Annotated in this window: 20 protein-coding genes and 1 pseudogene; 4 read left to right on the top strand and 17 right to left on the bottom strand. The window is 41.3% G+C overall.

From position 1 onward, the window contains the following. Nucleotides 1-13 precede the first annotated feature (13 nt). From EAI83_RS06945 to EAI83_RS06900, 10 genes are all read right to left on the bottom strand, one after another. Nucleotides 14-1,204 carry an EpsG family protein gene (locus EAI83_RS06945; protein ID WP_129974859.1) on the bottom strand — a complete coding sequence of 397 codons (1,191 nt, stop codon included), beginning with the start codon at nt 1,202-1,204 and terminating at the stop codon, nt 14-16. A gap of 20 nt (nt 1,205-1,224) precedes the next feature. Beyond that, nucleotides 1,225-2,337 (bottom strand): UDP-galactopyranose mutase, encoded by a 1,113-nt coding sequence (glf, locus tag EAI83_RS06940; RefSeq protein ID WP_129974857.1) that lies wholly within the window; start codon nt 2,335-2,337, stop codon nt 1,225-1,227. 1 nt (nt 2,338) lies between these two features. Beyond that, on the bottom strand, nt 2,339-3,166 hold the full coding sequence (locus tag EAI83_RS06935; protein ID WP_161206348.1) for a DUF4422 domain-containing protein: 828 nt from the start codon (nt 3,164-3,166) through the stop codon (nt 2,339-2,341). A 13-nt stretch (nt 3,167-3,179) separates the two neighbouring features. After that, complete coding sequence (locus EAI83_RS06930; protein WP_199868605.1) at nt 3,180-3,857, bottom strand: CatB-related O-acetyltransferase; 678 nt, start codon at nt 3,855-3,857, stop codon at nt 3,180-3,182. Next, nucleotides 3,850-4,965, bottom strand: a complete 1,116-nt coding sequence (locus EAI83_RS06925; RefSeq protein ID WP_129974853.1) for a glycoside hydrolase family 99-like domain-containing protein — start codon at nt 4,963-4,965, stop codon at nt 3,850-3,852. Before EAI83_RS06925 ends, EAI83_RS06930 begins: the two co-directional genes overlap by 8 nt. A gap of 134 nt (nt 4,966-5,099) precedes the next feature. Beyond that, nucleotides 5,100-6,227 (bottom strand): glycosyltransferase, encoded by a 1,128-nt coding sequence (locus tag EAI83_RS06920; RefSeq protein ID WP_129974851.1) that lies wholly within the window; start codon nt 6,225-6,227, stop codon nt 5,100-5,102. A 21-nt stretch (nt 6,228-6,248) separates the two neighbouring features. Beyond that, nucleotides 6,249-7,214, bottom strand: a complete 966-nt coding sequence (gene manA / locus EAI83_RS06915; protein WP_129974849.1) for a mannose-6-phosphate isomerase, class I — start codon at nt 7,212-7,214, stop codon at nt 6,249-6,251. 20 nt (nt 7,215-7,234) lie between these two features. Further along, entirely contained in the window at nt 7,235-8,545 is a 1,311-nt protein-coding gene (locus EAI83_RS06910) for a sugar phosphate nucleotidyltransferase (protein WP_129974847.1), read from the bottom strand. A gap of 21 nt (nt 8,546-8,566) precedes the next feature. Next, entirely contained in the window at nt 8,567-10,240 is a 1,674-nt protein-coding gene (locus EAI83_RS06905; protein ID WP_129974845.1) for a phospho-sugar mutase, read from the bottom strand. Nucleotides 10,241-10,915: 675 nt separating this feature from the next. After that, on the bottom strand, nt 10,916-12,097 hold the full coding sequence (locus EAI83_RS06900; protein WP_129974843.1) for a zinc ribbon domain-containing protein: 1,182 nt from the start codon (nt 12,095-12,097) through the stop codon (nt 10,916-10,918). Between the two features lie 563 nt (nt 12,098-12,660). Between EAI83_RS06900 and EAI83_RS06895 the strand changes: the two genes are divergently transcribed. Then, nucleotides 12,661-13,557 (top strand): RluA family pseudouridine synthase, encoded by an 897-nt coding sequence (locus EAI83_RS06895; RefSeq protein WP_129974841.1) that lies wholly within the window; start codon nt 12,661-12,663, stop codon nt 13,555-13,557. A 49-nt stretch (nt 13,558-13,606) separates the two neighbouring features. Here EAI83_RS06895 and EAI83_RS06890 read toward each other — a convergent pair whose 3' ends face one another. From EAI83_RS06890 to EAI83_RS18005, 4 genes and pseudogenes are all read right to left on the bottom strand, one after another. Continuing rightward, nucleotides 13,607-14,371 (bottom strand): type III pantothenate kinase, encoded by a 765-nt coding sequence (locus tag EAI83_RS06890; protein WP_129974839.1) that lies wholly within the window; start codon nt 14,369-14,371, stop codon nt 13,607-13,609. Nucleotides 14,372-14,390: 19 nt separating this feature from the next. Beyond that, nucleotides 14,391-15,029 carry an ECF transporter S component gene (locus EAI83_RS06885; protein WP_129974837.1) on the bottom strand — a complete coding sequence of 213 codons (639 nt, stop codon included), beginning with the start codon at nt 15,027-15,029 and terminating at the stop codon, nt 14,391-14,393. Between the two features lie 154 nt (nt 15,030-15,183). Then, a complete protein-coding gene (gene coaBC, locus EAI83_RS06880; protein ID WP_129974835.1) occupies nt 15,184-16,389 on the bottom strand; it encodes a bifunctional phosphopantothenoylcysteine decarboxylase/phosphopantothenate--cysteine ligase CoaBC in 1,206 nt (401 codons plus the stop codon). A 14-nt stretch (nt 16,390-16,403) separates the two neighbouring features. Next, nucleotides 16,404-16,904, bottom strand: a pseudogene (locus EAI83_RS18005) (peptidylprolyl isomerase); the annotation flags it as partial. A gap of 639 nt (nt 16,905-17,543) precedes the next feature. Here EAI83_RS18005 and EAI83_RS06870 point away from each other — a divergent pair. Continuing rightward, on the top strand, nt 17,544-18,023 hold the full coding sequence (locus EAI83_RS06870) for an S-ribosylhomocysteine lyase (protein WP_015524777.1): 480 nt from the start codon (nt 17,544-17,546) through the stop codon (nt 18,021-18,023). 192 nt (nt 18,024-18,215) lie between these two features. Here EAI83_RS06870 and EAI83_RS06865 read toward each other — a convergent pair whose 3' ends face one another. The 3 genes from EAI83_RS06865 to EAI83_RS06855 form a co-directional block, all read right to left on the bottom strand. Further along, complete coding sequence (locus tag EAI83_RS06865) at nt 18,216-18,770, bottom strand: SH3 domain-containing protein (RefSeq protein ID WP_129974831.1); 555 nt, start codon at nt 18,768-18,770, stop codon at nt 18,216-18,218. A gap of 91 nt (nt 18,771-18,861) precedes the next feature. Beyond that, nucleotides 18,862-19,866: an XdhC family protein gene (locus EAI83_RS06860; protein ID WP_129974829.1), complete on the bottom strand. Its 1,005-nt coding sequence runs from the start codon at nt 19,864-19,866 to the stop codon at nt 18,862-18,864. Nucleotides 19,867-19,898: 32 nt separating this feature from the next. Beyond that, on the bottom strand, nt 19,899-21,044 hold the full coding sequence (locus EAI83_RS06855) for an aminotransferase class V-fold PLP-dependent enzyme (protein WP_129974827.1): 1,146 nt from the start codon (nt 21,042-21,044) through the stop codon (nt 19,899-19,901). An 80-nt stretch (nt 21,045-21,124) separates the two neighbouring features. Here EAI83_RS06855 and EAI83_RS06850 point away from each other — a divergent pair, with 80 nt between their 5' ends. After that, the gene (locus tag EAI83_RS06850; protein ID WP_129974826.1) at nt 21,125-22,339 is read left to right on the top strand and encodes a dicarboxylate/amino acid:cation symporter; all 1,215 of its coding nucleotides are present in this window, start codon (nt 21,125-21,127) and stop codon (nt 22,337-22,339) included. 68 nt (nt 22,340-22,407) lie between these two features. Beyond that, on the top strand, nt 22,408-22,514 hold a 107-nt coding region (locus EAI83_RS06845; protein ID WP_129974604.1), incomplete at its 3' end, for a MerR family DNA-binding transcriptional regulator.

Raw genomic sequence — 22,514 nt, 5'->3', positions numbered from 1 at the left:
TTATAACCTCCATTTATTGAAAGAAAAGTTTAAACGGATATGTTCCATGTGTTTGTAATACAACAAATAAAATAAACCAATTCATAAAAGCTATTGTAAATGTAACTAAAACCCTTATAGGCATTCGTCTTAATAAGATAATTCTTTTACCATTTGCTGCTTTATTCTTAGCCATCAAAAAGGGAAGGAGAACAATTAAATAATATTCAGCATAGATAGATATACGATACCCGTAAGAAGTATGATAATATATGAAAAAAAACAAATAAACCAATATTCCCATTAAATAAATTCCAATTGAAGTATTAAAATATTTATTTTTATAATTATTCTTATAAAAAATAACTGGAATTATCAATAACACTTTAAATATACTTTCTATATATTGTGCTATTTCTAATGAATACATATAATTAGATAGATTAGCTTCTCTAAAAATATTAGAATATCCAACAATCTTATCTTGTCCTAAGAAACCATATTTTCCTATAAATACAATTATCACATCCCAGTATTGCATCAAATAAACAAATATAATAAAGAAAAATATGCATATACTCATAAGTATCTTTTTATTTCTGATCTTGTCAAATACTAATGCTAAAAGCAAGAACAAGATGCCAAGAATAGCAGTACTATGAAATAATAATGCTACAATACATGTGAAAATCATCTTCACATATCTCTTTTCTTCCAATAAAAGAAATGCTAAAAGCATCCAACTTGCAGCAATAGATTGTCTCATAACATTAAAACCAACAATATAAAAAATCATTAAATATATCATCATTGGCCATATCATATTATATTCATTTCTAAGTTTAACTGCGCATATATATATAGGAATGATCTGTAACATTGCAGTAAATGCAAGAAAAACATGTACATTTCCACATAAATGGCTACATATAAAAGCCAATGCGGCATATCCGCCTTCAATTGAATTAACATTTAAAAATGAATTTAGGCTTGTATATGCAGATGATTTTTCAAAAGTTTGATATGCATAAACCATTATATCAGTTCCAACATTCAATGCTCTCATTCCCGCAAATATTGTAGGAATCAAAACTGCTAATATTGAATACACTTTAAAATATAACTTATTTTTTGAATTATTGGCTTTGTATGTAAATAGCAATGTAAAACCAATCACAAAACTATACATTAAAAAAGTGTATATAATTACAAGTATTCTATCCATATATTAGTCTCCACTTCCGCCTATATAAACTCTCTTGCAATACACTTTAATGCTGCCTCTACAGTAGTATCCATGTCATAATACTTATATTCACCCAATCTCCCACCAAAAATAATTTTATTATTTTGATCTGCTAGTTCTTTATATTTCATATATAACAAGTTATTTTTTTTATCATTCACTGGATAATACGGTTCATCTCCCGGATTCCATTCTGAGCTATATTCACGAGAAATAATAGTCTTCGGTAAATCATTACCAGCCTCATCTTTGCCAAATTCAAACCATTTATGTTCAATAATACGAGTCCACGGAGTATTACAATCTGTATAATTTACAGCAGCATTTCCTTGAAAATTAGGCTGATCAAGTATTTCATTCTCAAATCTGATAGAACGATATTCAAGAGTACCAAGAGAATAATCATAAAAAGCATCGATCGGACCTGTGTAAACAATTTTCTTTGCCATACTATTCCACTTATCTCTATCTTCTAAATAATCCACACCTAACTTAACATCAATACCTTCTAGAATGTTTTCAATCATTCGAGTGTAGCCCCCTACAGGTATTCCTTGATATCGTGCATTAAAATAGTTGTTGTCAAATGTAAAACGAACAGGAATACGCTTGATTATAAATGTAGGAAGTTCTTTACATTCTCTCCCCCACTGTTTCTCCGTATAACCTTTAATCAACTTTTCATAAATATCACGACCAACCAGAGAAATTGCTTGTTCTTCTAAATTTTGTGGTACCTTTTTTATTTCTCTTCTTTGTTCTTCTATCTTTTCTGCTGCTTCCTTTGGAGTTACAACTCCCCACATCTTATTAAATGTATACATATTAAATGGTAAAGAATACAGCTCGCCTTGATAATTAGCTATCGGTGAATTAGTAAAACGATTAAATGTACAAAACTGATTTAAATATTTCCAAACTTCTTCATTATTAGTATGAAAAATATGTGCTCCATATTTATGTACATTTATACCTTCAATTTTTTCTGTATAAATATTTCCTCCTATATTAGCTCTTTTATCTATCATAAATACTTTAGAACCTCTTTTTTTTGCTTCTCTAGCAAAAACCGATCCATATAGCCCAGTACCTACTATTAAATAATCATACATCCTATTTTTCTCCTTTTACCGATTTTCTAATCAACCTTTTTGAAAAAAGCGGCCATACAATTGGCAATAATTTATACAATATTTTTTTTAAAAAATTGGGATTTATTACATTTATTTCTGCATTTGTAGTCATAGGTGCAGGAAATTCTTCTGACTGAGCAACATCTATTTCCTTTACGATAAGACCTTTTTTTTCTATCCAAACATTCATAAGAAATTCTGCAATAAATCCATACACTCTTTGTTGTTGAGCAGACCATTCAGTAATATCTATTTTTTTTTCAAAATCAAATAAAATTTCAAATAACCATTGACAATATTCATTCATCAATTCTTTTTTGCAATAGAACATATTAAAACAATGATAATAATTTTGTCTAAGTAATCTATTTATTATTTTTTCATAGGTTTTATCTTTTTTAATAATTAATTCACAACATCTTCTCAAAGCATCATTACGCAAACATTTTTCATAAAATGTAAAGTAATCCATATAAACATTAACTTTCTTTGGAAGAATAATATCTACATTTTCCAAATAACAGCTAAGCTCATCTACAGTGCATAATTTATACATACCTTGTTTTATTTTACAAAAAAACCTTCTGTAATGGCATAAACCAATTTCTTCGTAATTTGTATTCTTCCACATCCAATATAATCCAGTAAGTTCGCAATAATGTGGATTTTTTTCTGATATATTGTCCATAGATGAATCTTTAAACTCTGCATTATTCTTATTATTGCCTACTCCAAGATAGTAAAAATCATCTAATTCAATTTTTTTTTCAATACTCTTATGAGTAATGACAAACATAGCTTTACTCATATCCATTTCTCCTTCAATTTTCATTAAAAATATGAGGAACTGTATTTTTTATCAATTCAATTTTTTCTTCATTTTCAATATCCATGTATAGTATATCAATATTGTTTTTAATTGTGTTATAATCCAACAATTCATATTTAACATTTCGAATACTATTTTCTACAGCCTTATCAAATCTCATCTTTTTTAATTTAGCTGGTACACCAGCAACAATAGAATATGGTTCTACATCTTTTGTCACAATACTTCCAGCTGCTATAATTGCACCTTTCCCTATATGAATTCCAGAAAGAAGAATTACACCGTAACCAATCCACACATCATCTTCAACAATAATATCCCCTTTAGAAAAAGACTCTGTTTTTTCTGTTTCTAATATTTTTACACGGAATGGATATGTTGACAGATGTTTAGTATAATGCTCAACATCTAATAAAAATGTTACATTTTGTGCTATAGAAACATAATTACCTATGAATAGTCGTGATTTCTTTGAAAAAGAAATCACATTCAATTCCCCGTATGAATTAATTCCTACTTTAACCATGTCCGCATCAAAGAAATTTATAGGAATTGTCTGATTATGCTTATTATTTTTAACCCATTTTCTTTTAAATGAATTAAGTTTTATTTTCATTAGCAATTCATATATTAAAGTGCTCTTTAAAAGATTTTTATAGTATCTATTCATTGTTATTTACCACTCTATAAATTGCTTCAAGATATTTAAAGCCATCTTCCTTTGAAGGCTCTAGCACTGCTCCCTCTCCCCATTCATTCCATGCTGTCAATAAGATAAATTCTTTGTCTTGTTCCTTACAAATTGAAACTAATTGTTTAAGATATAGTTCAAATTTTTCTGATGATCCTCCCGTGATAATTCTACCTTTTTTGCCTCTTCTCGGTGTATCATCGTATGAAACAAAAGCTCCATGCCATTCATTACTTTTAGTTCTTTTTTTTGCATTTTTTATAAGATCTTTCCATATTTTGTCAAAGTCATATTTCAATGGTCCTTTTTTACCTACAAGTCCTAAAATACTCAATATTTTAAAACTCCATATTTTCCAACCTGCTCCCCATCCTGAATTCTGTGGCTCATAGCAAAAGTTTGTACATTTTATAGGCAATTTATAAAGAGGACTTTTTTTATACAATATTTCGATTCCTTTAAATCCATTCTCCCTAGCCAATTTATCCCAGTATTGATGCATCTTATAAATATCCTCGGAATAATTAAAAATTTCAAATAAGGGTTTTCCATTTACTTTTATATATCTTTCATCTTTAAAATAATTCAATAAATATTCAAAATGTATTTTCCAATCTTCTTCTTTTCCTAACTTATACTCAATTAAAATTGAAGATTCTTTAGTATTTTTTCCCTCATCTTCTAATGGAGCCCATGCATTTCCCCGAAATTTACTCCACGTTCTTCTCCAACTAGCATTGTCCCATGCAAAGAAAAATGGGATATCTAAATCTTTATTAGATAAAATTATCTCTGCTGGTTTAGTAAGTAATTGCTTATCTTTAGAAAACCAATAATGATAAATTCCAAAACCATAAACACCATACTTTTTAGCCAAATCTATCTGCCAAGCTATTGTCTCTTTCTTTGATAAATCATAATAATTATTATTCAAAGGAATTTGTGGTTGTTTATGTCCCTTAAACAATGGACTTGCTTTCTTTACTGATACCCAATCCGTAAATCCTTTTCCCCAGAATTTCGAATTTTCAGGTACCTCATGAAATTGTGGTAAATACATTGCCAATATCTTCACATCATTACTCATATGTCCTCCAAACTAGAAATTAACTTTCTTAATAATCATCTATTAGTTTTTAACTCAGTAGATATTTTGCTATATTTTTATATTTGATTTTATTTTCTTAATATATATCTTTTATATAATGTAATATCGATCTTTTATAAGATTGATTTAAACATATTTCTTATATTTTTCGTAAATTGTGTTGATAAAAAGTTTTCCTCAATTCTTTTTTTTCCAGCTTTTCCATATTTCACACGCAACTCCTCATTTTGAGCAAGTAATCGCATAGCATCCGCATATTTTTTTACATTTCTATTTTCTACTTCAATTCCTGTTACTTTATCTAAACTAACATAATTCACACCAGAACCTTGAATTGAAAATGTAATAGCAGGCTTTTCATAATACATTCCTTCTGCAAGTGCTAATCCAAATGCTTCATTTTTTGTTATAGAAGGAAAACAAAACAGATCCGATGCAAGAATTAATGACTTTAATTCATCATCATCAATACGTCCTGTAAAAGTAATCTTCTTATCTCCTCTTGCTTCTTCATGAAGTTTTTCCGTTAATTCTCCTGTTCCTGTAATATAAATATGAAAACTATCATCAAGAAATTTACTTGCTTGTATCAAATAGGAAAATCCCTTATACTCTGTATGACGTCCAACAGCAACACATATAGTTTTGTTTTTGTTTTGTGCTCGAATGTTTAATACCTTTTTTTCTATTTCTTGCGTAATTTCCATTCGTTCAACATTAATACAGTTCGGAATAACGATACATTTAGTTTTCACTGACTGAAGCCATTTACTACCCTCGATATAATTTGGTGATGTGGCAATAATTTTATCCGCACGAGCAAGTAAGCTCTTATTTTGTGAAGTAAATAACAGTTTTAAGTATTTTTGGCGAACAATATCAAGATGCCAATATAAAACAAGCTTAGCTTTAGATTTTTTTAATTCCCTTAACAATAAAGCTGCAACAAACGGATTTGGATAATGAAATACAACAATATCTGGATTGAAATCTTCCATTAAATTATGTAAATTTCTTTCATAAGAAATCGATAATGATTGAGCAGCAATTTTAGTGAAACAGCCACATTTCACAACTTCTATACCGTCTACATTATCAATCTTATCTTTTTTTTCGTCATTGAATGCTATAACTTTCTGAATATATTCGTTTTTCAATGACAAAACTACATCTCTAGCAATTTGTTCGGTACCCCCTGAAAAAGGGTAATAATACTTTGATATATGTAATATTTTTCTCATTTCTATTCCTCCCATCGTAAATCAACACCGAACTTTAAGCATCTCAACATTGCCAATTATTTGACACCTTCCCAATCCAGCTGGTAGAAATAATGTTTCACCTTTACTAAATCGCATCGTTTTTCGGTCCTTATCTATTTTCTGTACTTCTCCACATCCACCTAAGCACATTAACACTTGAAAAGATGTTTCCATGACAGAAAATATAAAATTCTTAGTGATTTGTATTCTTTCTATTTCAAAGTATTGACAACGGCAAAGTAATTCACGTGAAGATCCAGGATAATATTGTACCAATTTAGGTTTATGGCTAACATCCGATGCAACATTCATACTCATAACCTTCACTGCCTTATCAAAATGCAGTTCTCGTTTTCTACCATTTTTGTCCACTCGATCATAATCATAAACGCGATATGTTACATTAGAACTTTCTTGGATTTCTGCAATCAGAACACCTTTTCCAATACCATGCACAGTGCCTGCTGGAACTAAATAGGTGTCCCCTTTGTGAACTGAAACTTTTTGCAAATGTTTATCTAATGTTCCAGTCCTAATAGCTTTTCGAAGAATTTCTTCAGTCACCTCATGCTGAAACCCGTAGATTATGTGTGCATCTTCATCTGCGTCAATAACATACCACATTTCAGTCTTTCCATTATCCATCTCATATTCTCTTGCATATTCATCACTAGGATGAACTTGCACTGACAAATCTTTTTTAGCATCAATAAACTTCACCAAAATCGGCAACTCACCGTTTTTTACTTTTGTTCCAAGATATTCTGGATGCTCTTTCAAAATTTCAACCAATGTCCGACCTTTAAAAGTAGTATTTGCAACATAGCTAGGACCATCCGGATGAACTGAACACTCCCACGTTTCTGCCAACGGTGTTAAATCAATTTTTTTACCATATTCTTCTCTAAGTCGAGTGCCGCCCCACAAATAATCTTTACCCGTTGGAATCAATTTCATGATTTCCATTTCGTTATCTCCCGCTATTTTTATTCCACTGAAAATTTAATCTTATCCAGAACGCTAATTTCTTTACCAAGCTGAATTTCAATCATATCCAATGTGGTAATAGCTTCAACTGTATGTTTGCAGCCAGCTGCAATTGTAATAACATCACCTATTTGAAGTAATTGCTCCATACCATCTACAATAGCCTTACCTTTGCCAGATACAACCGTCCATACTTCCTCACGACAGTTATGCATATGGTAAGTCATATGTTCACCAGCTCTCATAGAAACTTTAACAGTCATAGAACCAGGTTGCACATCAATAACCGTATAGGTACCCCAAGACTTTTCAGCAAACATTGCTTCAGTTTCAATTTTTTCAACATACGGTTTCATGTAACCACTTCGTTCTTTATCGGATATCAGAATACCGTCACCACTGGCTGCAATAATCATATCTTTACATCCCATACAGAGGATAGGAATATTCAACTCATTTACCACATTAGTATTCTCACAAGTCTCATCCAGTATTACTCGACCCATGGTTCTATCTGTCATAACCTCGGCCATCATGTTCCATGTACCTACATCCCTCCAGTTACCGCTGTAACGCAGGACCTGAATACTAGACTCTTTCTCGACAACAGCATAGTCAAAACTAATTTTAGCTAAAGTATCATACTTATTGAATAAATCACGATAATCCACAAAATCAATCATGCTATGAGCTTTGTCCAACAAATAATCTAGTTTGAATGCAAAGATACCAGCATTCCATAATGCATTCTGTGCCAAATACTTCTTAGCAATTTCCATATCTGGCTTTTCCTTAAACTCTTTAACTTTACTAACATTCTCGCCACTTTCCGGAATAATATAACCATATTTCTCACTGGGATATGTCGGCTCAATACCCATCAAAACTAAATTCGCATCTCCTTGTTCTACCAATTTCTGCAAGGATTGAACTGTTTCGTAATAAGTACTATCTACATATGGGTCTACTGGGCATACAACAACAGCTTCATTTTCATCAATGCCAAGTTCATCATGGAGATACGCTGCAGCCAATGCAATGGCCGGGAAAGTATCTCGTCGGCAAGGCTCAACGCAGATAGATACCTTTTCACCTAACTGATTCTTAATAGTACTTGCCTGTGATTTACTAGTCGCAATGGTAATCTTTGCGTCAACATCCACAGTGGTAATCTGACGATAAACGCGCTGTAACATTGACTCATACTCGTCATTATTCTTGAACAGTTTGATAAACTGTTTGCTACGCACATCGTTGGAAAGAGGCCAAAGACGCTTACCTGAACCACCAGAAAGTAAAATAATATTCATTTTAGATTTCTCCTCTACTCATTATTTCAAGTACTCTTCAGCACTCATACAAATCTCTGCTTCTACCTTTTCAGCTGACTCCTTATTCTCTGTACTGACAGAAATATATATCTTAAGCTTAGGCTCGGTACCGGAAGGCCGCACCACGATGGAACAATTGTCTTCCAGCAAAAACTTAAGCACATTTGACTTCGGCAGACCATCCAAACCAAGTTCATAGTCTAGTAATTTAACTACTTTCTTACCGCCAAATTTCTTAATATCTCTACGGAATATCTGCATAATACTCTGCATCTTAGCAAAACCAGCACTGCCATCAAACTTATAGCTATGCAAGGTATTCAGGCAATAGCCATAGAACTTGTACAAATCGTTCAACCTGTCTAACAGATTTATGCCCTTAGTAGCATAGTAACTGAACATCTCGCAAATCATATAGGCGCCGTCCACACCGTCCTTGTCGCGAACGTAGGAACCTGTCAAGTATCCATAGCTTTCTTCAAAACCAAATACATAGCTATCAACTTTGCCCTGCTGTTCTAGTTTACCTATCTGTTCACCGATAAATTTGAATCCAGTCAGAACATTAATGGTGCGCAGACCGTAATGAGAAGCAATCTGTTCCCCCATGTCCATCGTGACGATAGTTTTAACCATAACAGGATCAGCAGGCATCTTGCCGTGCTTCATACGCTGGCTACATATATAGTCCAGTAACAACATACCTGTCTGGTTACCAGTCAGCAGTTCATATCTACCTGTCTTATTCTTGACAGCAATTCCTACGCGATCGCAGTCCGGATCGGTCGCTAGCAACAGGTCTGCATTGCACTTCTTTGCATATTCTATGCCAAGTACCATTGCTTCCTTGATTTCTGGATTTGGATATGGGCAAGTCGGGAAATTGCCATTCGGCTTCTCCTGCTCTTTAACCACAGTAATATTGGTGTATCCCGTTTCTTTCAATATACGCATGACAGGATTTAGGCCAGTGCCGTTCAGTGGACTGTACACAATGGCTACGTTCTTATTAATTTTTTCACCAAACAAAACAGATTGATTCTTAACTTGCTCTACAAAAGCTGTATAGACCTCATCTGGAATGTACTGGATATTGCCATTTAACACGCCCGTTTCAAAATCACTAGTCTTAACATCTCCAAAAATATCCAATTTTTCAATCTCAGCTAAAATTTCAATTGCTGCTTCAGTCGTAATCTGACAACCGTCAGCACCATAGACTTTATATCCGTTATATTTACTAGGATTATGGGAAGCTGTAACCATAACACTCGCAGAGGTATGAAGATAACGTGTAGCAAAGGATACCATCGGCACTGGCATCAAAGTAGGCCAGATACTAACCTTAATATCATTAGCTACAAATACACTTGCAGCGACTTTCGCAAACACATCACTCTTGATTCGGCTATCGTAACCGATAGCCACAGACGGCTTCACAAATTTTTTTTTCAAGTAATCGGCCAATCCCTGAGAAGCCTTTGCCACCGTGTAGATATTCATACGGTTGGTACCTGCACCGATAACACCTCGTAAACCACCGGTGCCAAAAGCAAGATTACGATAGAATGCATCTTCGATTTTTGCATCATCCATTATTTCCAATTCAGCGACAATGTCAGCATCTGCCTTCGCATTTGTCAACCAATACTCATATTCTTTCTTAACGTTCATAATATTTATTCCTCTTATCTTCTTTGGACCTAATTTACTCAAAAGGTGTTTTATCTATGTATACATATACATCTCCCCAAAAGAATTCTCTTTCTACTACTCGCTCTAGCCATTCCTCATAAGATTCAACAAACTATTAAAATATGGGGCATTAAAAGCTCATATAATATACTCAACAGTAATTTTGTGTTTAAATGATAAACTCATTTACATAATAAGTACCCGCAACCGTGATTTTATATTTTTCATAGTATTTTCCTTACCGAATCTCTTCTCATTGAAAGATACCTATTATATCTATGTACATACGCATCTATGTTCCGAGTAGTATGGTCATATGTAACATAAAAAACTCGCATATATGCCCCACCCTTACAACAAACCAACTCTGCCACACAGTGTCTGATCTATCTTTATTAGCATTGCAATACGCGAGCTCTCCCTAAAAAATATAGTGATTATTACTCCTGCGACATTCATTTATCCACAGAAATTCTTTCATAACATTTCACATTCTTATAACTTCGAATACACCCCGCACCACAAAGGCACAGTTCTTCGGCGACGCCTGCGTTGGGCCGCCTGGCGGTATTCAACCGGAAAGGAGGCGTCACTGGCGCTCCCTCTCTTGCTGATCACTCAGCATTTATATATAAGAGGCATTTCTGCCGCTTATTAACTTGGTTTGTTGTTTTTCCGGAAGCTTTCCTGGCATTTGCGGCCCAGGTTTCGGGCACCGTTCAGGAAGCGGTTGACCTGATGGCCGTTCTGGCAGATGAATATGCTGCCCTGTTTTTTTCCGGTGGCTCCGCAGATGGAACATTGCTTTTCTGTTCCGTCGGCGCGCAGCTCTAGTACCAGGATTCCTTCTGCCCAGGCTTTGTATTTCAGATAATTCCGGATGCGGATACTTAAGTGAAGAGGCGAATAATTGCCGCTTCTATACATGGATATCCTGGAAAAATTTTCATCATACTCCGGCAGTACCAGTATCCCGGTGTGATTTTCTTTGCAGAAATCTATGATCTCCTTGCTGACCTGATGTGCATAATGTTCATTCAGGTGCTTGAGATGCATGTAATATTTCCTGTTTGGCTGACTGACGTTGTCTTTATCGGTAAATGCCCTGGATGCTTCTACTTTTTTCAGCAAAGCTTTGCAATGATGTCGGTATGCATTTCCGCCTCTGCAGTTTTTTACAGCCAGCTGTCTGGATCCTTCATCCAGAACTGTGCATACTGCAAAGCTGTCCGTATTGGTAAAGCGGACGCTGCATACTCTGGCGCCTTCCTGCATTCGTTCTTTTGCTGTCCGGGCATCGGAGTTTTCCTGCTTGACAGGGACATGGAACATGAGCCATTTTTCCTCATGGACCAGTGTCGGTGAAAGGAGCGCTGCTTCCTTTGGGAAGGGACGTCCTGTAAGTCCGCAGGATACCCAGATCCATTTCTTTCCGTTCCAGAGCTTCAGCACTACGGAGGTGTCTGTCAGGTCTCTGTACATTCCCTTGAAAAAGGTGATATTGGCATCGATCTTTTCGGGGAAGCTTTCAGCGCTTGCTGCGGTCTTTACTGCCATTGTAGCTTTGTTCATGGCAGATCTCCGAAAGTAAACGGGGAGCTTTCCGCCTGGCGGGATGTACTTTGGTTCTCTTCCGTCTCTTCCGGGAACAGTGAGTTTTTCCAGATGTCCCTGGATGGTCAGCAGATTTTCGGCCCAGAGCTCTTCTCTTTCTTTCAGAAGCTCATAGTAAAAGGCTACGGCTTCCTGATACAGGGCTTCAGTTGTTTCGATCATCTGCTTTTCCGGACAAAAGAGCCGCATTTTCCATGTTTTGATACTGTATCCTGTTTTCATGGCATCTCTTTCTGCTGTCAGGTATCGCTTAATATCTTCATTAGTCACAGACCAAAAAAGATATATTTTACAGCCATATGTAAGGATACCATTGATATTTTCCTTTGTCAAGGCGTGCCAAAGACATGAAGCATGCTAATAATGTCGTTTTTTAAGCATCATATGCAGTCATTTTTTATCAAAAAGTGAATAAACAGTCTGATAATCATCGAAATCTAACATTAGTGGTCACAAAAAGTGGTCACTTTTTTCTTGCGTAAATCCGCGTAAAATCAATACTTTTCAAGCTTTTTTCCTTTTTCTTTCCAATTATTAGTGGTCAAAATCGTGGTCAACTGTGCCCAAAAAAAGCAGCATTTAACAGTGTTTCAAGCTCTTTTTCGCTAATGAAGATAATAAGCGACACAAATCCCATAATCCACGAGCTGTCCAAGGATATTTCCTCTTGTACCAGCTCTTTTTTTATGCCTAATCGACATTTCCCTCCCCAAATGCTATACTATACCCGCAGGCCGCGCGTTTTGGCTTTTGGCCTGCCAAATTTCAGAAAAGGATTTTTTTCTATGGAGAGAATTATTACCTATACAATCTCAACCGGGGAGTCCGGGGAAAATGTTCTTGGGTTTCTTCGGAAGAAGGGTTTTTCCAAACATATATTGACTACTATGAAGCGGGCGGAGCAGGCGATCCTGCTAAACGGGCAGCCGGCTTTTGGCAGAACAGTCCTGAGGGAGGGGGATGTTCTTCGGATCCTTGTTCCGGAGGAGGCCGGGGACGGATCGGAGTCTTCCATTATTCCGGTGCCGCTGCCTTTGGATATCCTGTATGAGGATGAGGATATCCTGGTGCTGAACAAGCCTGCTGATATGCCTGTGCATCCCTCTGCCGGGAACTACGAAAATACGCTTGCCAACGGTGTTGCCTGGTATTATAAGCAGCAGGGGAAAGCTTTTGTCTACCGCTGCATCAACCGGCTGGACAGGGATACCACAGGGGTACTGGTGCTGGCCAAGAACCCTCTGAGCGGGGCTCTTCTCTCCGCCCAGATGAAGCAGCGCCAGATCCGTCGTACCTATCTTGCACTTACTGACGGGATCCCGCCGGAAAGGGGGACGATCTCCGCTCCTGTTGCGAGAATGGATGCTTCTGTGATCACAAGGGAGGTTAATTTTGAGCGTGGGGAGGCTGCCGTGACTCATTATGAGCGTCTTGCAGTCAGCAATGGATATGCTCTTGTGGAGCTGCATCTGGATACGGGGCGGACTCATCAGATCCGGGTGCATATGAAATATATCGGCTGTCCGCTGCCGGGGGATTTTCTGTATCATCCGGTTTTTGACCGGATCGGACGCCAGGCCCTGCATTCCTTCCAGCTGGAATTTGCCCACCCCATCACCGGGGAGCCTATGTGCTTCCTGGCGCCTGTGCCTGAGGATTTCCGCAGAGCATTTTCACAGTAAAAAAAATCAGCTGTCCGGTAGGTGTTTCCTGCACCGGCAGCTGATTTTTTTATTGATTTTTTTTGTAGATCACAAGGAGTCCTTTGAGCAGAAGGTCCTCATCCAGAATGATTTCTTTCTTACAGTGAGAAATGATCTTTTTTGCAAGACCGCCTGTTGCGATCACGGTTGTTTTCTCACCAAGCTCTTCTTCCACCCGGTCAATGATCCCGTCGATTGCTGCTGCGTTGCTGTAGAGCACGCCGCTTTTCATGCATTCGATGGTATTGCGCCCGATCACATGCTTCGGGGCATCGATGCTGATCCCGCTGAGCTGGGATGCTCTGGCTGTCAGTGCATCCAGGGATATTCCGATGCCAGGAAGGATCATTCCGCCAATGTATTGCTTTTTGCTGTTGACAACCGAGACTGTAGTGGCGGTTCCCATATCGATCACAATAAACGGAACCGGATATTCATTTAATCCTGCCACAGCGTCCGCCACAAGATCCGCACCCAGCTGTCCGGGGTTGTCCATCATGATGTTCAGACCTGTTTTTACTCCAGGTCCCAGGACCATAACTTCTTTTTTGAGGATCTTTTCTGCTGCCAGCTTGGCAATGTTGGTGATCTGCGGGACTACAGATGAAATGATACAGCCTTCTATGTCTGCCTTTTTGATGTGGTAGATCTCCAGTAAGGTTTTCAGGTCTACGGCATATTCCAGTTCTGTTTTTGTCCTTACGGTAGCAAGTCTCTCGATGAAATATGTTTTTTGGTCATCGATGCAGCCCACGACTATGTTGGTATTTCCAATATCTATTGCTAAAATCATAATTTTATTTTCCCCGTCTTTATGCTTTTGTCTTCTCACGGCTGATCTGTGCGGATGGGATCAGATGCGCCTTGAAAAGTGCGGCTCCCACTGCTCCTGTGATCACTGTGGAGGAAATCATTTCGCATACTGCGTTGATCCCTACCATGAGACAGCAGCCGATGATGATGTTATGACCGCCCATCAGATTTTTTACATAATCGGTATTTCCAAACAGTCCTACAAGTGCTGTCATGAAGAACAGGGTATTCAGGAATGCGGAAAAGAATCCGGTTACTGCACATGCCACATAGGTATTGCTGACTTTTCGCATGCCTTTAAAAATATATCCGAGGCAGATACCGTCCAGAAGACGTGGGATAAAGCGCTGGATAAAGGCAAATACCGGATTGATACCGAAAAGCACAACTCCCATTGCACTGGAGCCGCCTACTCCGATGCACTGGAGAAAGCTGGTGAGGCCGAAGATCGCTCCTGCCACGGCTCCTCCCACAGGGCCAAGGACCACTGCACTGATGGCTACCGGGATCACGTTAAAGGAAATGGCCAGTGGCCCGATGTTCAGATATCCCAGTGGTGTGTAGGCCATCAGCAGAAGGATCGCTGCCATCAGGCCCAGTAATGTAAGCTGCGCTGTTGTAAATCTGTTGTTTTTCATTTCTTCTCCTCCTTGTTACCGTTCCGCTCTGTGAATATTTCCGGAAATACAGCATTTCCCGGCGTTTTCTGCGGATACAATACGGTGATGGAAAGCGGTGATCTTTTTGTTCCGCTTTTCGTTGTTAAAACCGGCTCTCTGACCGGCCCTGTAGCTATGCTTCTGCCTTTGTGGTAAGCAGAAGGATCTTATCCAGGATCTTTAAGGCTGCATCCTCCTTGCTCATAAGCGGGAGTGACACTTCTTCATCCTGTGTGATCAGCGTCAGGACATTGGTATCTCCCTGGAATCCGGCTCCTTCTACCTTCAGGTTGTTAGCTGCCACCATGTCCAGGTTTTTCTTCTCAAGCTTGGCTCTGGAATTACGGATCATGTCTCTGGTCTCCATGGAAAATCCGCAGAGGAACTGGCCCTGCTTTTTGTGCTGGCCCAGATATTTCAGAATGTCGTCTGTCCTCTCCAGCTCTATGGAAGCCTGATCGTCTTTTTTCTTAACCTTGTCTTCGCTGACCTGCTTCGGCCGGTAGTCTGCCACTGCGGCAGCCTTGATGATGATGTCCTGTTCATCGCTTAAGCCGGTGACTGCTTCAAACATATCTCTGGCGGATGTTACCGGTACCACCTTTACAAAAAGGGGCGGCTCAATGGCAGTAGGTCCGCTTACCAGCGTAACCTCTGCTCCTCTGAGCATGGCCATTTTTGCAATGGCGTATCCCATCTTTCCGGATGAATGGTTGGTGAGACAGCGAACCGGGTCGATGGCCTCCTGGGTGGGTCCCGCCGTTACCAGGAGCTTTTTGCCGGCAAGGTCTTTCTGGAAGGCGGCTTCCTTCAGGATATATTCCAGAAGGGTTTCCGGCTCCGGCATTTTTCCGGCTCCGGTGTCCCCGCATGCCAGATAGCCGCTGGCCGGTGTGATCACCTCATATCCGTAGTTTTTCAGCTTCCGGATATTGTCCTGCACCACGGGATTCTCATACATGGCGGTATTCATGGCCGGTGCGAGGATCTTCTGACATCTGCAGGCCATTACCGTAGTGGTGAGCATATCGTCCGCAAGGCCGTTGGCCAGCTTTCCGATCACGTTTGCACTGGCTGGTGCGATCATCACAACATCTGCTTTCTTGGCAATGGACACGTGCTCTACCTGGAACTGAAAGTTCCGGTCAAAGGTATCCACCAGACATTTATTCCCGGTCAGTGTTTCAAATGTGATCGGATTGATAAAGTTTGTTGCATTCTCTGTCATCAGTACATGGACATCTGCATGAAGCTTATGTAATGCACTTGCCAGATATGCGATCTTGTACGCAGCAATACTTCCTGTGATACCAAGAAGCACTGTTTTCCCTTTCAGCATCCCTGTTCCTCCTGTCAGTCAACCATACGGATACTCTCGATCACCGGCTGCTGATCCTTTGCAATGGTTCCGTTGCCGTCTGTCGGCTTGGCATCCTTGCAGATCTGATCTACGATGTCCATCCCGGAGGTCACGTGTCCGAATGCAGCATAGTCGCCATCCAGATGTGTGGAATCGGACTGTACGATAAAGAACTGAGAGCTTGCGCTGTCCGGATCTGTGCTGCGTGCCATGGAAATGGTTCCTCTTACATGAGAAATATCGTTCTTCACTCCATTGCTGGAAAATTCGCCCTTGATGGTGTCCTCTGCTCCGCCGGTTCCGTCTCCGTTTGGATCTCCGCCCTGGATCATAAATCCGTCAATGATCCGGTGGAAGGTCAGACCATCATAAAAATTGTCCTGTACCAGCTTTACAAAATTTGTGACTGTGATGGGTGCAGTGTCTGCATCCAGCTCTACATCGATCTCGCCATAGTCCTTTACGGTGATGGCAGCATGATGAGTTCCTGTCAGCTGCTGACTGATATCGATCACAGTTGTTCCTGCCATTTGTGCATCCTCGGAACCATCGGAAAATTCTCCGTCTGCGCTGTCTGTATCCTCTGTACTGTCTGTGGAGCTGTCTGCAGAAGCTTCGGTTTCATGTGAGGTGTCCTCTGCATCACCGGAAGCCTCCTGATCATCGGCGCTTTCTTCATGGTCTGAAAAGCCTGCCGCCTCAGCCTCCTCCTCGGATACTGCATTGGCTGCTGTCTCTTCATCTACGCCTGTCTGTCCTTCTGAGGTTTCTTTCTCCAGAGATTCTTCCTTCTGGTCTGCTTTGTCAGAAGTACTGTCTGTGCTTCCGCATCCGGAAAGCATTCCTGCGGTAAGAGCTGTCGCAAATAATACGGCTAAAACCTTACGTTTCATATTTATAAGTCCTCCTTATCAGATCCCGAAAACACCTGTTCCGGCATTTTCAGGTGAGCTTTTCACTCTCCCCCCTGTAAGCTTTTCTCAGTTTAACATCATCTTTTCATAAAGTCAACTTTGCACGGAACCAGGTGCAGGATTCCCTTTGTTTTGCCTTGTATCTCTTCCGGTTCTCTGCTAAAATCATGTATGGAGCTTATTATGGGCCCCGTACATATAAGAAAGTGAGGAATCAACATGGAAAAGATCACAAGTTTTACCATTGACCATATCAAGCTTCAGCCTGGCGTATACGTTTCACGTAAGGATCCGGTTGGAGATCAGGTGATCACTACCTTCGATATCCGTATGACTTCTCCCAATGAGGAGCCTGTTATGAACACAGCCGAGCTTCACGCCATGGAGCATCTGGCAGCTACCTTCCTGCGGAACCATAAGGAATTTGGCCCGAAGGTCATTTACTGGGGTCCTATGGGCTGCCGTACCGGAAATTATCTTCTTCTTAACGGGGATTATGAATCCAGAGATATCGTTCCGCTGATGATTGAGATGTTTGAATTTATCCGCGATTTTGAGGGTGAGATCCCGGGAGCTTCTCCCAAGGACTGCGGAAATTATCTGGATATGAACCTTGGCATGGCAAAATATCTGGCAAAGAAATTCCTGAACGAGGTTCTCTACGATATCAAGCCGGACCGTCTTGTTTATCCGGAATGATCTGCGGGTACGATCCGCTGGCATGATCCTTGTGTTCTGAACGGACTATATGCCGAAACAAAAAAACAGGCTACCTGTATCGATGTTCTTTCATCGGATACAGTTGCCTGTTTTTTATTATATCAAGGAGATATCTGCAATTAAAGCAGGATCAGGATTTCCCTGATCTGGTCAAAGCCTGTAGTCTGTGCTCTACTGTGCTGCTTCTGTGGTAGTATCTTCTGCGGTAGTATCTGCTGCCACTGCGCCCACCGGCGGTGTTGTGCTGACATAATCACCGGATGCGTAGCAGGTCTGGCCATTATAATCCACACGAATCCATCCATTGTCACAGACACCGGTACACTTCAGGGATTCTCCGGAAAGGACACCTGCCACAAATTCTGCCTCTGCGTTGGCGTCAGAACGTAAATTCACACCCTCCACTGCATAGTAAGTAGCATCCTGTGCCTGTACGTTAATGCCGCTTGGGGTCTGCTCCGTAGCTGCTGTCTGTGCTGCGGGATCTGTTGCCGCTGCTGCTCCGTCTGCCGTGGAATCCGCTGCCGCTGCTGTTCCGTCTGCTGTGGAATCTGCTGCCGCTGCTTCTGGTGTAGGTGTTGCAGTTGCCTTCGGCTTCTCTGTGGGCTCCGGCGTCGGTGTGGAATCTACTACTGTTACCACTGCATCGGTTCCTTCCTCATATCCACAGCCCTGTGCAAGGAAAGCCGCGCCTATTATCAAAGCCATAATACATTTTTTCTTCATGTTATCTGATTCCTCCTTATACGCCGGTAAAAAATTCTCTGCGTCCAATATACACGATTCTGCAATATTATGCAAGTCCTGGCCGGTTCTTTCACATATTTACCGGCTCAAAAAGCACCCGGACAGTTCCGCCGCAGATCATTCCCAGATCTCCTGCCCCCTGTCCCAGCTCGTAAACCTTTGTTTCCGTATTTCGGATATTTACTGCGTGTTTTCCGGCTTCAAACTCCACTTTTCCGCCGCCGATGCTTCCTGCCGTGCTTCCGTCCCGGAATACGAACATCTTGCTCCCGGTTCCTCTTGGTGAGGAGCCCTTCTTCTCGATGATCGTGACCATGGTTCCCGGTGTCCTGCGGCGTACTGCTGCCTCCACCTCCTCATCACAGTAGGTGCGGAAATGCCGGTTCTTTTCCTGCACGATCTCTGCCATGATGCTCACGGCGATCTCAGCCGGCATCTGTCCTCCGATGGGAAGTCCGATGGGGGCATGGATCTGATCCAGCTGTTCCTCCGTAAAGCCCTCTTTCAGGAGCTTTTCCCTGGTGATCCGCACCTTTGTCCTGCTTCCGATCATTCCGAAATATGCAAAGGGTCTCTTAAGGATCGCTCTTGCACAGGCGGAATCTCCCAGATGGCCTCGTGTCACCACTACATAGTAGGCATTTTCATAGGGAGGGATCCTGTCGGACAGAGTATCAAAATCTCCAAAGATCCTCTCATCTGCCATGGGAAATCTTTCCTCCGTCACAAATTCCTCCCGGTCATCCATGACTGTTACATGAAAGCCCAGCATCCTGCCGATCTCTGCTACCGGAAGAGAAACATGGCCGCCACCCAGTATGATCAGCCTGGGATTCTTCTCGTAGGTTTCCACAAATATCTCCCGGTCTCCGTTTTTCACAACGCCGGTTTCCACAGCTGCTTCCACGGAAGCCTTCAGGAATTCTTCTGCTTCTTTATTTCTTTCTGCTCTCTTCGGATAAAAAAAGCTGCTTTCTTCCAAAAGATATTTCAGCCCGGCATCCTCTCCGTTCAGAAGGATTCCTGTTTTTACACGCCCTCTTTTTTCTACCACATCATATATTGTCTGATACATTCTTTGTGTCCTTTCTGTCCGTCTTTCGCTGTTTATTCCGCGGCAAGCTCCTTTACCGCCCCGGCAGCAGTGTCCACCTCTTCTTCCGTATTAAAATAAGAAAAGCTAAAGCGGACAGCTCCTGTTTTTTCGGTTCCCAGTGCTTTGTGCATCAGCGGTGCACAGTGGCCGCCGGCTCTTACACTGATTCCGTACTCTTCATCAAGGATCATGGCCACCTCTGCCGAATCCATCCCTGCAATATTCAGAGTCACCACAGGAGAGCGTTCTTCCCGGGAAAAATCTCCGTACAGGGTGACTCCCGGAATTTCCTTTACCTGGTCATAAAAACGCCACATCAGCTGCTGCTCTCTTTTTCGGATCTGTTCTGTTCCGGTTTCCCTGATCCAGTCCATGGCTGCGCCAAGACCTGCGATCCCGTGGCTGTTCAGGGTTCCTGCCTCCAGTGCCTCCGGCATATCCTGCGGATGCTCCCTCTGAAAGGTGAGGACGCCGCTTCCGCCTACCTTCAGAGGCTCCACAGATACCCCCGGCCGAACACAGATGGCTCCTGTGCCCTGGGGTCCCATAAGGCCCTTATGTCCGGAAAAGCAAAGAATATCTATATGATCTTTTTTCATGGAAATCGGAAATACTCCTGCTGTCTGGGCAGCATCCACAATAAAAAGCTTCTGGTGCTTCTGTGCGATCTCACCGATGGCGTGGATATCATTGAGATTTCCTGTCAGATTGGAAGCATGGGTACAGACGATCACCTTCGTCTCCGGACGGATGGCTGCTTCAAGCTCCGTAAGGGAGATCCGTCCCTTGCGGTCTGCCGGCAGGATCGTAAGCTCCATGCCTTTTTTTTCCAGGCGGTACAGCGGACGGAGCACACTGTTGTGATCCATCTCCGTACAGATCGCATGGAGAGTTCCCTCCTCTGGATGAAGTGTTCCCTGCAGGGCGATATTGAGCGCTTCCGTGTCATTGGATGTAAAGGCCACACATTCCGGTCCCCATACGTCAAACATCTCTGCGATCTGGCATCTTGTATTAAAAATAAGCCTTGAGGCTGCCATTGCTTCGCCGCTGCTGCCCCTTCCGCTGTTTCCTGCATGCTGCATGGCTTCCACCACAGCACGCAGCACACAGTCCGGCTTATGAAAGCTTGTAGCCGCATTATCCAGATAAATCATTTCATCCTCCTTGTGATTTTTATCAAATACCTTTATAATAAACTCTGGCTTTATTTTATACTATCCGAGGAGGTTTTCCAATGAAAAAAACATCTTTTTTCAACAGTCTGCCATTTAAGCTGCTGGTCGCTGTGATCCTGGGAATCATAGCCGGGCTTATCCTGAACCGATACAGCACCAACGGAATCTCCATGGCAGTTCTTAATATCACAGTTACTATCAAGTACATTCTGGGCCAGCTCATTACCTTCTGCGTGCCGCTGATCGTGCTGGGATTTATCGCTCCGTCCATTACCAGGCTTGGCAAAAATGCTTCGCTGATGCTGGGAGTTGCGGTTGTCCTCGCTTACGGCTCCTCTGTTGGCGCAGCGCTTTTTTCCACAGCCTCTGGCTTTCTGATCATTCCACATCTGTCCATCCATTCCTATGCTGCAGGACTGAAGCAGCTGCCGGAGGTGATCTTTGAGCTGGAGATCCCGCAGATCATGTCCGTTATGAGTGCTCTTGTTTTTGCAATGATGCTGGGACTTGCCGCCACCTGGACAAAGGCAAAGCTGATCACTGGGCTCCTGGATGAATTTCAGAAAATCGTTCTTTCTCTGGTGGCTCGGATCATCATCCCCATTCTTCCGTTATTTATCGGCACTACCTTCTGCGGCCTTGCCTACGAGGGAACCATCACCAGACAGCTGCCTGTTTTTCTGAAGATCATCGTACTGGTGCTTGCCGGGCATTTTATCTGGATGGCTCTTCTTTACATCCTTGCAGGCATCTATTCCGGAGAAAATCCTCTGGAGGTTGTCCGCCATTATGGTCCTGCCTATCTGACTGCCGTAGGGACCATGTCATCTGCAGCCACACTGGCCGTTGCACTGCAGTGTGCCTCCAAGGCAAAACCTCTCCGCAAGGATCTGGTCAGCTTCGGAATCCCTCTGTTTGCAAACATCCATCTCTGTGGTTCCGTCCTGACAGAGGTTTTCTTCTGTATGGCGATTTCGAAGATCCTGTACGGCTCCGTTCCCACACCGGGTACCATGGTTCTGTTCTGCCTTCTTCTGGGTATCTTTGCCATCGGAGCTCCCGGTGTTCCCGGAGGAACTGTCATGGCATCCCTTGGCATCATCACCGGGATACTGAAATTCGACAGCTCCGGCACTGCACTGATGCTTACCATCTTTGCACTGCAGGACAGCTTCGGTACCGCATGCAACGTGACCGGCGACGGTGCACTGACGCTGATGCTTACCGGCTATGCAAAGCGCCATCATATTGAGGAGGATGATATAAGTAACTAAATATATTGCAAAAAGATATTAAATGTGTTTAAATATACTTATGGAGGTATATTATGGACACATCAAATATCACAAATTATAAACCAAAAGATTTTGCGGAATTATTAGGTGTTTCTGTAAAAACGCTTCAGAGATGGGACAGAGAGGGAATCTTAAAAGCAAACCGAACTCCAAC

The organism is Blautia sp. aa_0143 (assembly GCF_004167315.1).
Taxonomy (GTDB): Bacteria; Bacillota; Clostridia; order Lachnospirales; family Lachnospiraceae; genus Blautia_A; species Blautia_A fusiformis.
The sequence above is the reverse complement of the archived record's forward strand: the minus strand, read 5'-3'. Positions and strand labels throughout refer to the sequence as shown.